Source organism: Pseudokineococcus marinus, from assembly GCF_013004605.1.
Taxonomy (GTDB): domain Bacteria; phylum Actinomycetota; class Actinomycetes; order Actinomycetales; family Quadrisphaeraceae; genus Pseudokineococcus; species Pseudokineococcus marinus.
Window position 1 is genome coordinate 1 of record NZ_JABEMA010000056.1, and the last position, 13,690, is coordinate 13,690.

11 protein-coding genes and 1 pseudogene are annotated in these 13,690 nt (G+C 75.7%); 11 read left to right on the top strand and 1 reads right to left on the bottom strand.

Annotated elements, in window-relative coordinates; genetic code table 11:
• Window positions 1-136 precede the first annotated feature (136 nt).
• The gene (locus HLB09_RS05885; RefSeq protein ID WP_212770620.1) at window positions 137-889 is read left to right on the top strand and encodes a triose-phosphate isomerase family protein; all 753 of its coding nucleotides are present in this window, start codon (window positions 137-139) and stop codon (window positions 887-889) included.
• A 19-nt stretch (window positions 890-908) separates the two neighbouring features.
• Here HLB09_RS05885 and HLB09_RS19820 read toward each other — a convergent pair whose 3' ends face one another.
• The gene (locus tag HLB09_RS19820) at window positions 909-1,838 is read right to left on the bottom strand and encodes an AEC family transporter (RefSeq protein WP_171202474.1); all 930 of its coding nucleotides are present in this window, start codon (window positions 1,836-1,838) and stop codon (window positions 909-911) included.
• 83 nt (window positions 1,839-1,921) lie between these two features.
• On the opposite strand from HLB09_RS19820, the gene HLB09_RS05895 reads away from it, so the two are divergent.
• From HLB09_RS05895 to HLB09_RS17735, 10 genes and pseudogenes are all read left to right on the top strand, one after another.
• The gene (locus HLB09_RS05895) at window positions 1,922-2,656 is read left to right on the top strand and encodes a GntR family transcriptional regulator (RefSeq protein WP_212770617.1); all 735 of its coding nucleotides are present in this window, start codon (window positions 1,922-1,924) and stop codon (window positions 2,654-2,656) included.
• Between the two features lie 164 nt (window positions 2,657-2,820).
• The gene (locus HLB09_RS05900) at window positions 2,821-3,816 is read left to right on the top strand and encodes a 4-hydroxythreonine-4-phosphate dehydrogenase PdxA (protein WP_171202475.1); all 996 of its coding nucleotides are present in this window, start codon (window positions 2,821-2,823) and stop codon (window positions 3,814-3,816) included.
• 88 nt (window positions 3,817-3,904) lie between these two features.
• Window positions 3,905-4,882: a tripartite tricarboxylate transporter substrate binding protein gene (locus tag HLB09_RS05905; protein ID WP_171202476.1), complete on the top strand. Its 978-nt coding sequence runs from the start codon at window positions 3,905-3,907 to the stop codon at window positions 4,880-4,882.
• A complete protein-coding gene (locus HLB09_RS05910) occupies window positions 4,879-5,505 on the top strand; it encodes a tripartite tricarboxylate transporter TctB family protein (RefSeq protein ID WP_171202477.1) in 627 nt (208 codons plus the stop codon). The genes HLB09_RS05905 and HLB09_RS05910 overlap by 4 nt, the downstream gene beginning before the upstream one ends.
• Before the next feature lie 10 nt (window positions 5,506-5,515).
• Window positions 5,516-7,027, top strand: a complete 1,512-nt coding sequence (locus HLB09_RS05915; RefSeq protein ID WP_171202478.1) for a tripartite tricarboxylate transporter permease — start codon at window positions 5,516-5,518, stop codon at window positions 7,025-7,027.
• Window positions 7,028-7,143: 116 nt separating this feature from the next.
• A complete protein-coding gene (locus HLB09_RS05920) occupies window positions 7,144-8,064 on the top strand; it encodes a TIM barrel protein (protein WP_171202484.1) in 921 nt (306 codons plus the stop codon).
• Window positions 8,065-8,204: 140 nt separating this feature from the next.
• Window positions 8,205-9,536, top strand: coding sequence for an MFS transporter (locus HLB09_RS05925; RefSeq protein WP_171202479.1), 1,332 nt, complete (start codon window positions 8,205-8,207; stop codon window positions 9,534-9,536).
• A complete protein-coding gene (locus HLB09_RS05930) occupies window positions 9,533-10,501 on the top strand; it encodes an amidohydrolase family protein (protein WP_171202480.1) in 969 nt (322 codons plus the stop codon). The genes HLB09_RS05925 and HLB09_RS05930 overlap by 4 nt, the downstream gene beginning before the upstream one ends.
• A 193-nt stretch (window positions 10,502-10,694) precedes the next feature.
• Window positions 10,695-13,256, top strand: a complete 2,562-nt coding sequence (locus HLB09_RS05935; protein ID WP_171202481.1) for an alpha/beta hydrolase — start codon at window positions 10,695-10,697, stop codon at window positions 13,254-13,256.
• Window positions 13,257-13,404: 148 nt separating this feature from the next.
• A pseudogene (locus HLB09_RS17735) lies at window positions 13,405-13,690 on the top strand (hypothetical protein); the annotation flags it as partial.

Sequence of the window (13,690 nt, forward strand, 5' to 3'; positions counted from 1 at the left end):
CCGCCGACGCCGCCGCGGCCGCGGGGGCCCGGCCGTGAGCCCCGACCCGGGCCAGGGCGCCGGCCCGGCCGGCGGCGACGCGCCGGCCGTCGCGCTGCCGGAGCGCGGGACCCGCTGGATCGGCACGAGCTGGAAGATGACCAAGACCCGGGCCGAGGGCCTGGCGTGGGCGCGCGGCCTCGTCGACGGCCTCGCCGCGCGCGGGCGCGCCCCCGGGGCCGCGGCCGGGCCGGACGCGCCGCAGGTCTTCGTCGTCCCGCCCGCCACGGCCCTGGCCGAGGTGTCCGCCCTGCTCGCGGGCGAGGCGCCGCACGTGCTCGTCGGGGCCCAGGACGCCCACTGGGAGGACGCCGGCGCCTGGACGGGCGAGCTGTCCGTGCCGCAGGTGGCGGACGCGGGCGCCCGCCTCGTCGAGATCGGCCACTCGGAGCGGCGCGAGCACTTCGGCGACACCGACGAGCGCGTCGCCCTCAAGGTCCGGGCCGCCCTGCGGCACGGTCTCGTGCCGCTGCTGTGCGTCGGGGAGACCACCGCGGTGCGCTCCTCCGGGCGGCACGCCGCGCACGTCGCCGACCAGGTGCGCAGCGCCGTGGACGGGCTCGACCCCGCGGACGCGGTGCGCGTCGTCGTCGCCTACGAGCCGGTGTGGGCCATCGGCGCCGGAGGCCGCCGGGCGCGGGCCGAGGAGGTCGCGGAGGTCGTCGAGCCGCTCGTCGCGGACCTCGGGGACCGCGTGGCCGGCGTGCTCTTCGGCGGCTCGGTCGACGTGGCCGGCGCACCGGACCTGCTGGCCGTCCCGGGGGTCGACGGCCTCTTCGTCGGCCGCGCGGCGTGGGACGTCGAGGGCTTCCTGCGCCTCGTCGACGTCGTCACGGGCGCCGGCCGCTGAGGCGTCACCCGAGCAGGCGTCAGCCGAGCAGGGCGGACAGGCCGACCATGACGGGGACGGAGACCAGCGTCGTCGTCGAGATGGCGTCGCGGGCCGTCAGCAGGGCCCGGCCGGTGTCGTAGCGGGCGGCGACGACGAAGACGTTCTGGGCCGTCGGCAGGGCCGAGATGACGGCCGCGGCGAGGACGTCGCCCGGGGGCAGCCCCAGCACGGGCCCGGCGACGAGCAGGGCGACGCCGGGCTGCACGAGCGTCTTCAGCGCCGTGACGACCGCGAGCTCGGGCGCGGACGTCCCGCGCCCGGGCAGCGGGCCGAGGCGCAGCGACACCCCGAAGGCCAGGAGCATCGTCGGGACGGCCATGTCGGCCACGAGCCCCAGGGGCGCGTCCAGCGCCACGGGCAGACGGAGCCCCGTGAGGTTGAGCGCGAGGCCGACGAGCGCCCCGACGGTGATGGGGTTGCGCAGCGGCGTCGTGAGGAGGCGGAGCACCGAGGGGCGCCGGTCGGCGGAGGCGCGGTCGAGCAGGGCGAGCGCCAGGGGCTGCAGGACGAGCATCTGCAGCAGCAGCACGGGCGCCATGAGCGCGGCGTCGCCGAGCACGTACGCGGCCACCGGGAGCCCGAGGTTCCCCGCGTTGACGTACCCCGTGCAGAGCACGCCGACGACCCCACCGGTGAGGTCCCGACGGAGGACCCAGCGGGCGAGGCAGGCGTACGTGGTCGCCGTGACGAGCACCCCCGCGGCGATCGCGGCGACGTAGCCGGTGAACAGGCGCGAGATGTCGGCCTCGGCGAGGACGACGACCATGAGCGCGGGGTTCGCGACCGTGAAGGCGACGCGGGACAGGACGCGCTGCCCGCCCTCGTCGACCACGCGCAGGTGCGCCACGAGCGCACCGACGGCGATGACGAGGAGGATGGTGGCGAAGCCGTCGACGACGCCCTGCACTCGTGCTCCCGTCCTCGCCGCTGCGGACCCGCGTGGATCCTAGAGGATGTCGGGTGGCCGACGGCGTCGTTACCCTCCGTCCCGTGACCCACGTGAACGCCCCTCGCACCTCCGGGGCGCTGCGTCGCCAGCTGCTGCGCGACGAGGTCTACGACGCCCTCCTCGACATGCTGCTGGAGCAGCGGCTCGCCCCCGGCGGGTCGCTGAGCATCGACGGGCTGGCGCGCGAGCTGGGCGTCTCCCCGACCCCCGTGCGGGAGGCGCTCGTCTTCCTCGAGCACACGGGGCTCGTCGTCCGCACCGCGCTCAAGGGGTACGCGGTGGCGCCGCACCCCTCCGCCGACCAGCTCGAGGAGCTCGTGGACGCCCGCGCCGTCCTGGAGACGGAAGCGCTCCGGCGGGCCGCCGGGCGCGCCGAGCTCCTCCCCCCGCTGCGCGCCGCGCACACGGCGCACCTCGCGGCCGCGACGGCGATGGTGGCGGCCTGGACGCCCGAGGCCCCGCCGCCGGCGGCGGTGATGCGCCAGTACTTCGAGGCGGACTGGGCCTTCCACCTGACCATCGCCGAGGCCTCCGGCAACCGGTACCTCCGCGACATGCTCCAGGGGCTGGGCGCCCACCTGCACCGCCTCGTGCAGAGCGCGGGGCGCGGCGTCACCGACTGGCAGGCGGCGCTGGAGGAGCACGGGCGGGTCCTCGCCGACCTCGAGCGCGGGGACGCCGACGCCGCCGTGCGCGCGATGGCCGACCACCTCGCCGGCGTGCGACGGCGGGCGGTCGCGGACGCCCGCGACGGCGCCCCGGCCGACCGCTCCTGACGCGCGCCGGCACCGCCCGGGCCCGGGGGACGCGCGAGCCGTCGGTCACGAGAGCGTGACGATCGCCCCCGCCCGACGACCGGCCGTTGCCACATCGCCCCTCGAACGCCTACCGTCGAGGCTATAGGATCTGTGATCTTCCCCGGCAGGAGGCGACGACGCCCATGAGCCCGACGACCGCACCCACCACCCGCCCCCGGATCGCCCTGACGCTCGGCGACCCCTCCGGCATCGGACCCGAGCTGGCCGCCAAGCTCGTGGCCGACCCCGCCAACCGCGCGAAGGCCGACATCCTCGTGCTGGCCTCCGCCGCGGAGCTCGACGCCGCCGCCGCCGAGGCCGGTGTCGAGGTGCCCCACGGCCCCACCGCCGGGCCCGACGCCGTCGCGGTGGTCGGCAGCGACCTCGCCGACCAGCCGGTCGCCCGCGGCCGGGTCAGCGTCGAGGGGGGGCGGCGCGCCATGGCCGACCTCGAGTCGGCGCTGGCCGTCTACGAGCGCGGCGAGGCGGACGCCATCGTCTTCACGCCCCTCAACAAGGCCGCGCTCTCCCTGGCGGGCATGGCGCACGAGGACGAGCTGCGCTGGTTCGCCCACCGGCTCGGCTTCACGGGCACGACGTCCGAGCTCAACCTCGTGCCCGGTCTCACGACCTCGCGCGTCACGTCGCACATCCCGATCTCCGAGGTCGCGTCGTGCATCAGCGCCCACAAGGTCGCCGAGGCCGCGCGGCTGCTGAACACCGTGGTCGCGGCGCAGGGCGTCGAGCGCCCGCGGCTCGCGGTGTGCGCGCTCAACCCCCACGCGGGCGAGGGCGGCAAGTTCGGCTCCGAGGAGATCGACCACATCGCCCCGGCAGTGGCCCTCCTGCGGTCCGAGGGCGTCGACGCCCAGGGCCCCTTCCCGTGCGACACCCTCTTCATCCGGGCCCGCGAGGGCGAGTTCGACGGCGTCGTGACGATGTACCACGACCAGGGCCAGATCGCGATGAAGCTCATGGGCTTCGAGCAGGGCGTCACCGTCCAGGGCGGCTTGCCCGTGCCGATCGCGACCCCGGCCCACGGCACGGCCTACGGCATCGTCGGCCAGGGCGTCGCGACCCTCGGACCCACCCAGCGCGCCTTCGACGTCGCCCTGGAGATGGCCCAGCGCGACGCCTGACCGGCGCGCGCCCCCCGGGTGGGCCGTCCGCCGTCCACCCGCAGCACCACCCCACCCGCACCACCTGATCTCGACGAGGAGACCACCCATGCGCACGTCCCGCGCGACCGCTCTCGCCGCCATGGCCGCCGTCACCGGACTCGTCCTCACCGCGTGCGGTGAGGACTCCGGCGGGAGCACCGACGGCGGGAGCGCCGCCGGCCCCGACGGCCCCGTCACGATGGTCGTCCCCTTCTCGGCGGGCGGCGGCTCGGACCTGTCCGGTCGCGCCATGGCGTCGGGGCTCGAGGAGGTCACCGACAGCACCGTCACGGTCGAGAACATCACCGGGGGGTCCGGCGCGGTGGGCTACGGCCAGCTCCTCGCCTCGGCGGGCGACCCGAGCACGCTGCTCGCCAGCGAGACCTCGCTCGTGACCCTGCCGATCATCCAGGACGTGCCGTACACCTACGACCAGTTCACGCCGATCATGAAGGCGGGCGAGGACTACAACCTCGTCATCGCGGGCGGCGACTCCGAGTGGGAGACCTGCACCGACATGGTCGAGGCCGCGCGCGACGAGTCGCTCACGGCCGCCGTCTCCGGCACGACGGGCCCCGACGCCATCGCGTGGACCCTCATCGAGCAGGAGGAGTCCGTCGAGCTGCAGCGGGTGCCCTTCGAGTCCACGGCCGAGGTCACGGCCGCCCTGCTCGGCGACCAGGTCCAGGTGGCCGCCGCCAGCCCGGGCGAGGTCATCGGCCAGCTCGAGTCCGGCGACGTCAAGGCGCTGTGCGCCCTCGCGCCCGAGCGCTACGAGTACGAGGAGCTCGCCGACATCCCGACCGGCGGCGAGCAGGGCCTCGACGTCACCTTCGCGCAGTGGCGCGGCCTCGTCGCGGCGCCCGAGCTCGACGAGGAGTCGACCCGCTTCTGGGTCGACGCCGCCGAGGAGTGGACGACGACGGACTCTTACACCGAGTACATCGAGAGCAACTACCTGCAGCCGCAGACGCTCTTCGGCGAGGACTTCGCCGAGTACCTGGTGCAGTACGACGCCGACGCCCGCTCGGCCCTCCAGCCGTGAGCGGCGGGCCCGAGGGCGGCGCGGGGGCTGACCGCGCGCCCGTGCAGGTGACCGCGACCGGCGTCGCCGGCGGCGGTCCCACCCGGGCCGACCTCGTCGGCACGGCCCTCCTCGCCGTCCTCGGGCTCGCCGCCGCCGTCTACGGGTGGCGGTACGGCTTCCTCGTCGACGGGCAGGTCGGCGCGGGCTTCCTGCCCGTCGCGACCGGCGGCTTCATCGCCGTCGCGTCGACCGCCGAGATCGTGCGCATGGGGCTGCAGCGCCGGGCGACCCGCGCGGACGACCACGTCCGCGCCCCCGTCGGCGACGAGCGGGCCGCCGCCGTCCCGACCGGGCAGGCAGCCCCCGACGAGGAGCTCGACGTCTTCGGCCGCACGGCCGCCCAGCGCGGCCGCGCCATCGCCGTGGTCTTCGGGCTGCTTGGCGCCGCCCTGCTGCTCGTCCCGCTCATCGGGCTGCTGCTGTCGCTGTCCCTCGCCGTCCTCGTGCTCGTCCTCGTCGTCGAGCGCAAGGGACCGGTGGCGGCGGTGGCCAGCGCGGCCGCGTGCCTGGCCTTCGGCTGGCTCGTCTTCGTCCAGGTGCTCGGAGCCCCGCTGCCCAGCGGCGCGCTCGGGCTCGTCTGAGGGGTCCACCGTGCTCGACAACCTCGCCCTCGGCGTCGCCACGGCGGTGTCGCCGGAGAACCTGCTGTGGTGCTTCATCGGGGTCGCGCTCGGCACCGTCATCGGCATGCTGCCCGGCCTCGGGTCGGCCACCGGCGTGGCGCTCCTGCTCCCCGTGACCCTGGCCCTGGAGCCCGTCACGGCCCTGATCATGCTGGCCGGCATCTACTACGGCTGCCAGTACGGCGCGTCCATCAGCTCGATCCTCATCTCGACGCCGGGCGACTCCTCCAGCGTGGTGCTCACGCTGGACGGCTACCAGATGGCGCGCAACGGGAGAGCCGGTGCGGCGCTGGCCGTGTCGGCCCTCTCGTCCTTCATCGCCGCCATCATCACCATCGTCGGCCTCATGCTCCTGGCCGCGCCGATCGCCGACCTGGCGCTCCGCTTCGGACCGCCGGAGACGCTCGCGGTGATCCTGCTCGGCCTCTCGACGATCGTGTCCTTCGCCGGCGACAACCTGCTGCGCGGGATCACCATGGCCGCGGTCGGCCTGCTGCTGTCCACCGTCGGCATCGCCTCGGGCTTCACGGACGCCCGCTTCACCTTCGGCAGCCTGAACCTGCTCAGCGGGCTCGACTTCATCGCCGTCCTCATCGGCCTCTTCGCCATCGGCGAGGTGCTGCACCAGATCCACCGGGGCGGTGAGGCGCCCATCCGCGCCCGCTTCAAGGACCTCGTCATCACGAGGGACGACGTCCGCCGGATGATCCCCGCGAGCCTGCGCGGGACGGGCCTGGGCTTCGCCCTCGGCGTCCTGCCGGGCGCCGGCGCCACGCTGGCGACCTTCATGTCGTACGGCCTCGAGGGTCGGGTCGGCAAGCACCGGGCCGAGCTGGGCACGGGCGCCGTCGAGGGCGTGGCGGCGCCGGAGGCCTCCAACAACGCGGCCGCCAACGCGAGCTTCATCCCGACCCTGTCGCTCGGCATCCCCGGCAGCGGGACGACGGCGGTGCTCCTCGGCGCCTTCGTCGTCTTCGGCCTCCAGCCGGGCCCGCTGCTCTTCGAGCAGCAGCCCGCGCTGGTGTGGGGCCTGCTCGTCTCGTTCGTCATCGGCAACTTCATGCTGCTGGTGCTCAACCTCCCGCTGGCGCCGGTCTTCGCGCAGGCGCTGCGAGTGCCCTACAGCTACCTCTACCCCTTCATCCTCTTCATCAGCCTGCTCGGCGCCTTCGCCATCGGGAACAACACGTTCTCCCTGTGGGTGGCCTTCACGGCCGGCGTCCTCGGGTACTTCATGAAGAGGTTCGACTTCCCCGCCGCCCCGCTCGTCCTCGGGCTGGTGCTGGGGCCGCTGCTGGAGCGCTCGCTCGTCCAGACGTCGGCGCTCGGTCGCGGCGACCTGATGATCATCTTCGAGCGCCCGATCTCGGCGGCCTTCACGGTCGCGGCGATCCTGGCCATCCTGGCGCCGGTCGTCCTCGCGGCCGTGCGTCGCCGTCGTGCCCCCGGGCGCGCGCGGCAGTCGACGCCGACGGCCTGACACGGCGGTCCCGTCCGGGACCGCCGCACCGTCCCACCGCACCTGGAGGCACCGTGGCCCTGCAGCAGGCACGCACCACCCCGACCGGCCCCGAGGACTGGCCCATCGCCGCGGCGATGATCCAGTACCCGGGCACGCTCCCCGACGGCACCTCGGTGCAGGACCAGAGCGCCGAGGAGTGGGCGCTCGCGCTCGGCGACGTCGCGGATGCGGGCTTCGACTGCGTCGACCCGACCGAGTCGTGGCTGCGCATCGGCGACCTCTCGCCGGAGCGGCTCCAGGAGTTCCAGGACGTCGTCGCCGACCTCGGCCTGCGCGTGCCGGCGGTGTCCTCGGCCCGACGCAGCCCGGTGGACCCCGAGCACGGCGAGGAGCACATGGCGACCCTGCACCGCGGCATCGACGCCGCGGCCGCCGTGGGCGCCGAGGTCTTCAACGTCGGCTTCTTCCGGGCGCTGCTCCCGGCCCAGCAGCGCGCCCTGTGGTTCTGGACCACGGAGGGCGCCGTGGACGCCGACCCCGACGAGGACCCGGAGACCTACCGCCTCGCCGTCGACCGCGTGCGCGAGCTCGGCCGGCACGCGGCCGAGAACGGCCTCGTCCTGTCGCTGGAGATGTACGAGGACACCTACGTCGGCACCGCCGACGGCGCGGTCCGCTTCGTCACCGACGTCGACATGCCTGAGGTGGGTCTCAACCCCGACCTCGGCAACCTCCAGCGCCTCCACCGGCCGGTCGAGCGCTGGACCGAGATGGCCGCGAAGGTGCTGCCGCACACGAACTTCTGGCACGCGAAGAACTACCTGCGCACCGAGGACGAGACCACCGGCGCCATCAGCACCGCCCCGGCGCCGCTCGAGACCGGCGTCATGAGCTACCGGCAGATGCTGGCCGACGCCGTCGCGCTCGGCTTCCGCGGCCCCATCACGTGCGAGCACTACGGCGGCGACGGCCTCTCGGTCAGCGCCCGCAACCGCGACTACCTGCGCGGGCTCCTGGGCACGCGCCGCATCAGGGGGATGCTCGCCGCCGGCTGAGCCGCCCCCGCCGGACCACCCGCCGACGACGTCCGCCGACGGACCGCCCGCCCGCGCCCGCGGGCGGGTCCCCGAGGACCGACCACGGCCCCCGAGGACCACCTCGCCCGACGACCGGGCACGACCCCACGGGAGCCGCCATGTCCACCGACGCACGCCGTCGTCCACCCGCCACGGGGGCCGGGACCCGCCGCAGCCGCACGCGGCTGAAGATCTTCGCCGTCCTGTGGATCATCGTCCTGCTCAACTTCGTCGACCGCGCCTCGCTGTCGATCTCGATGCCCTTCATCAGCGAGGAGTTCGACCTCTCCCCCGCGCTGCAGGGGTGGATCCTCGGGTCCTTCTTCTGGACCTACCTGCTCTTCCAGATCCCCGGCGGCTGGCTCCTCGACCGCATCGGCCCCCGGCGCGTGGTCGGCGCGTCCGGGGCGCTGTGGGGCCTGTTCCAGCTGGCCGGGGGCCTCGTCGGGAGCGGTGGCGCCCTCCTCGGGACGCGGCTGGGGCTCGGGGCCGCGGAGGCACCGGTCTTCCCGGCCGCCTCCAAGCTGAACTCGCGCTGGCTCCCGTCGTCGGAGCGCGCCCGCGGCGCCACCTTCATCGACGCCGCCGGACCCTTCGGCTCGGCGGTCGGCGGCCTGCTCATCACCGGGCTCATCGGGCTGACGGGCGGCTGGCGCGCGGCCTTCGTCATCACCGGCGCGCTCACCGTCCTCGTCGCCGTCCTCTACTACCTCTACCTGCGCGACACCCCGCAGGAGCACCCGCGCGTCGACGAGGCGGAGCTGGCGCACATCACCGCGGGGCAGGACGTCGCGGACACGACGACGGAGGACGTCGCGCTGCCCGGCGTCGGCGACTACGCCCGCTCCCGCTCGTGGTGGGGCCTGTGGCTCGGCCGTCTCGGCTGGGCGACCGTGTGGTGGGGGATCATCTCGTGGACGCCCTCGTACCTCTCGGACTCCCTCGGCTTCGACCTCGCCGCCATCGGGTGGGGCACCTTCGTCGTCTACGGCTCGGGCGTCGTCGGCCAGCTCGTCGCCGGCTGGGCCACCGACCGGTTCCGCGCGGGGACGACCCACTACAACCGCGTGATGCGGACCATCCTCGCCGTGTCGGGCGTCGGGACCGCCGTGAGCGTCCTCAGCCTCGCCGCGGTCGACAGCGGGTACGTCGCCCTCGTCGTCCTGTCGGTCGCCGTGTTCTTCAACCAGTTCGGCGGCGTGTACTGGGCCTTCCCGTCCTGGTTGGCCCCCAAGGCGCAGGTCGGGACGGTCGGCAGCGTCATGAACGTCGCCTCCAGCGCGGGCGGCGGCATCGCCCCCGTGGTCATGGGCTACTCGATCGCCCTCTCCGGTGGCTACGCGGGCTCCTTCGTCTTCCTCGCGGTCGCCGCCGCCGTCTACCTCGCCGGCTCGCTGTCCATCGACTTCGAGCGTCCGCTCGCGCGGCGGCGCGCGGAGCCGGTGGCGTGAGCGCCTACGACGGCCCCGTCGTCGACGCCCACCACCACGTCTGGCAGCCGCGGCTGGGACGCCAGCCCTGGCTGCGACCCGGTGCCGCCATCCCCTTCCGCTACGGCGACTACGAAGCCCTCAAGCGCGACTACATGCCGGACGACCTGCGCGCCGACGCCGAGGACGCCGGCGTGCGGCTCGTCGGCTCGGTGACGATGGAGACCGAGTGGGAGGAGGACGACCCGCTCGGCGAGATGGACTGGACCGCCGCCGTCGCCGCGCGCGAGGGCCTGCCCACCGCCGGCGTCGCGCACGCCGTCCTCGACGCCTCGGGGGTCGACGCGGTCCTGGGGGCGCTGGCGGACCGCCCCTTCGTGCGCGGCGTCCGTCACAAGCCCGGGCAGGCGCCGTCGCCGGCGCGCGCGGCCGCCGAGCCGACGCTCATGACCAGTCCCGTGTGGCGCCGCGGCTACGCGCGGCTCGCCGAGCACGGCCTCCCCTTCGAGCTCCAGACCGCGTGGTGGCACCTCGACGAGGCCGTCGACCTCGTCCGCGCCCACCCGGGGACGCCGGTGGTGCTCAACCACGCGGGGCTCCCGGCGGACCGGTCCGAGGAGGGGCTCGCGGGGTGGGAGGCGGCGCTGCGCCGGCTGGCGGCCCTCGAGCAGGTGCTCGTCAAGATCTCGGGCATCGGCCGCACCGACGCGCCGTGGACGGCCGAGGGCAACCGCCGCGTGGTCGAGACGTGCGTCGACGCCTTCGGCCCCGAGCGGACCATGCTGGCGAGCAACTTCCCCGTCGACTCCCTGACGGCCACCTACGCCGAGGTGTGGGGCGGGTTCCGCGAGATCACGTCGGGATGGTCGCGGGACGAGCAGCTCGACGTCTTCGCGCGCACAGCCGTACGGCACTACCGGCTCCCACCCGCGCTGGTCGACGCCGGCGCCCCGGTGCGGGCGGAGCCGCCGCTCGGGAGCGGGTGACGCGCACCGGCACCCCGCCGGCGACCGCACCGGAGCCCGGTCGGCGAGCAGCCGACCGGGCTCCGGCGCGCCCGGGACGACGGCGCGTGTGAACAGCGCGTAAAGGTTGCTCTCGGTACGCACTGCGTGAGCGGCGCGAGCAGCACAGTCCGGACATCGCCCCCCATCGAGGGGTGCCGACCCGGAGGACCTCGTGACCCCACCCCGCCCCCGCCGCACGCGCCCCGCCGTGAGCGGCCTCCTCGCCGGGGCCGTCGCCGCCGGCCTGCTCGGCGCCGTCCCGCCCGCCGTCGCCCAGCCCTCGACCACCCAGCCCTCGCCAGCCCAGCCCTCGACCACCCAGCCCTCGGACGCCCCTGCCGGCGAGGACTTCGCCGTCGAGGAGGTGGCCGGCGGCTACCGCGTCGAGCTGCAGCTGGACGAGCCGCTCGAGGTGCGCTCGGACGCCCCCGTGCTCGAGGTGGACGGCGAGCCCGTGGGCGTGGCGGTCGAGTCGGCCGACGGGCGGAGCCTCTCCGTCGTCACGCCCGACGCGGCGGTGCTGGACGCCGACCGCGTGAGCGCGGCCTGGGCCGGCGAGGCCGACGCCGGCACCGCCCGGGCCGCCCTGCGCGCCCGCGCCGCCGCCGTGGGTCCGGCGCGCGGGCCGGTGCTCGGCGAGGACCCGGGGACGCGCGGCCGCTACGGCGTCCGCCGGGCGGACTACGACCTCGGCGACCAGGTGTGGGGCCTCGAGGGCCTGCCCGCCGACATCCGCTCCGAGGCGCGCGCCGCCGTCTACCTGCCCGCCGGCGCCCGCGGCGAGCGCCCCGTCGTCGTCATCCAGCACGGCCGGCACTCCTACTGCCTCGGCCCGCGGCCCGTGCCCGACGTGGGGCCCGCGCGCTACCCCTGCGCCGGTGAGCAGCAGGAGATCCCGAGCTACCTGGGCTATGACGAGCTGGCGGAGAACCTCGCGAGCCACGGCTACGCCGTCGTGTCCGTCAGCACGAACGCCGTCAACGCCAACGACAACCAGCTGGCGCCCGACCTCGGCGCGCAGGCCCGCGGCGACCTCGTGCTCCACCACCTCGACCTGCTGGCCCGGGCGGACGCCGGCGAGGCGCCGGAGCTCGGCGGCCGGCAGTCGGCCGCGCTGCGGGGCCGGCTCGACCTGGACCACGTCGGCCTCATGGGCCACTCCCGCGGCGGCGAGGGGGTCGTCGAGGCCGCGCTCATGAACGCCGCGCGCCCCGACCCCTACGGCGTGGAGGCGGTGCTGCCCCTCGCGCCGGTCGACTTCGCGCGGCCGGCGCTGCCGGACGTGCCCATGGCCGTCGTGCTGCCGTACTGCGACGGCGACGTCAGCAACCTCCAGGGCCAGCACTTCTTCGACGACTCCCGCTACACGACCGACGACGACGTGCTGCGCAGCTCGCTGCTCGTCATGGGCGCCAACCACAACTGGTTCAACACCGAGTGGACGCCGGGCACGGCGCTCGTCGACACGGGCGCCCGCGACGACTGGCGCGCCGCGGACCCGCTGTGCGGCACCGAGGAGCCCGAGCGGCTCACGCCCGCCGAGCAGCGCGCCGTCGGCACCGCCTACATGAGCGCCTTCTTCCGCATGGTCATGGGCGGCGAGGAGCAGTTCCAGCCGATGTTCGACGGCACCGCCGCCCGCGCCGCCTCGGCCGGCCGCGCCGTCGTCCACCCGCAGGCGCAGGCGCCCGGCGGCAGCCGCGTCGACGTCAACCCGCTCGACGGGTCGGTCGGCGGGGTCCGCTCCTCGGGCTCGGTCACCGTCGGCTACTGCCAGGGCCTCGACGGGCGGCCGGTGCCGACCCTCGCGACGCCGTGCGCGCCCGCGTCCGCGTCCTCCCGGATGCCGCACTGGACGCCGGCGTCGCGGGCCCCGTCCGCGCCCGCGACGACGGTGCTGACGATGGCGTGGCAGGAGGCCCCCGAGGGGGCGGCGCCGGCGCAGCTGCGCGTCGACGTCCCCGCGGCGGCGCGCGACATGTCGGGCCAGGAGGTCATCACCGTCCGCGCGGCCCCGACGGAGGGCCAGGTGGCGCCCGTCGACGCGCAGCTGAGCATCGTCGACGGCCGGGGCCGCGAGGACTCCGTCCTCATGTCGCAGGTGAGCGACGCGCTGGCCCCGCTGCCGGCCGGCACCTCGTCCCTGCTGCCCAAGACGGTCCTGCGCACCGTGGAGCTGCCGCTCTCGGCCGTCCGCGGCGTCGACCTGCGCGACGTCCGGCAGGTGCGCCTCACGGCGGCGTCGCCCACGGGGTCGCTCTACCTGTCCGACGTCGCGGTCTCCACGGCCGCCGTCGGGGCCGGCGGTCCGACCGACCTCCCGCAGGTGTCCGTCGGGGACGCGGTGGTCGCCGAGGGCGACGGGCCCGGCAGCGCCGACGTCGCGGTGCGCCTCTCGGCCGCGAGCGAGGTGCCGGTGAGCGTCCGTCTGGAGTCCCTGGCGGGCGGCCTCGGCGGCGCCGGCCGGGAGGCGGCCGAGGTCGTCTTCGCGCCGGGCGAGACGTGCCTGCCCTTCGCGGTGCCGCTCGTGGGTGACGACGTGCCGGGCGCCGTCCCGGCCGCGACCTACAGCGTCACGGCGTCGGTGCCCGTCGAGGCCGTCACCGGGGACGCCTTCGGGGTCCTCACCGTCGTCGAGGACGACGGCGTCGTGGTCGACGGCTCCGTGGTCGACAGCGGCGAGGCGCCGTCCCTGCCGCTGCCCGGCCCGCAGGGCGACGTCTGCGCCGCCTGAGGCTCGGCGCCTGATGTCCGGCGCCTGACGCGACGGAGGGCCGGCTCGGCGGTACGCGCAGGACCGCCGAGCCGGCCGCAGCGCCACACCGACGCGCCGGTCCGTTCACCCGCTCAGGTGAACGGCCCGGCGTGCCGATGCGCCCGGTATGAGCCGTGACACCCGCTCCCGCGCCGCCTACGCGCCGTCGCGGCGGTCGTGCACCTTCTCGCCGCTCCTCGTCGCCCCGGGGGACGAGGAGCGGTGGGCCGTGGGTCGGTCGTGCCCCGACGTCGCCCTCCCGCCGGTCGAGGCCCTGGTCCCGCTCGAGGCGCCCGAGACCCCGGCGCTCCTGCCGCGGACGGCGCACCCTCCGGGGCCCGCGGCCGGGCCCTGCCCGAGCGGGCAGTCCACGAGCGCGCCGGCCTCGGGCGCGCCGTCGACGGGAGAGGGCG

Coding starts and splice junctions, on each gene's coding strand:
- HLB09_RS05885 (WP_212770620.1), top strand. CDS start 137: ATGACCAAGACCCGGGCCGAGGGCCTGGCGTGGGCGCGCGGCCTCGTC.
- HLB09_RS05900 (WP_171202475.1), top strand. CDS start 2,821: ATGAGCCCGACGACCGCACCCACCACCCGCCCCCGGATCGCCCTGACG.
- HLB09_RS05905 (WP_171202476.1), top strand. CDS start 3,905: ATGCGCACGTCCCGCGCGACCGCTCTCGCCGCCATGGCCGCCGTCACC.
- HLB09_RS05920 (WP_171202484.1), top strand. CDS start 7,144: ATGATCCAGTACCCGGGCACGCTCCCCGACGGCACCTCGGTGCAGGAC.
- HLB09_RS05925 (WP_171202479.1), top strand. CDS start 8,205: ATGTCCACCGACGCACGCCGTCGTCCACCCGCCACGGGGGCCGGGACC.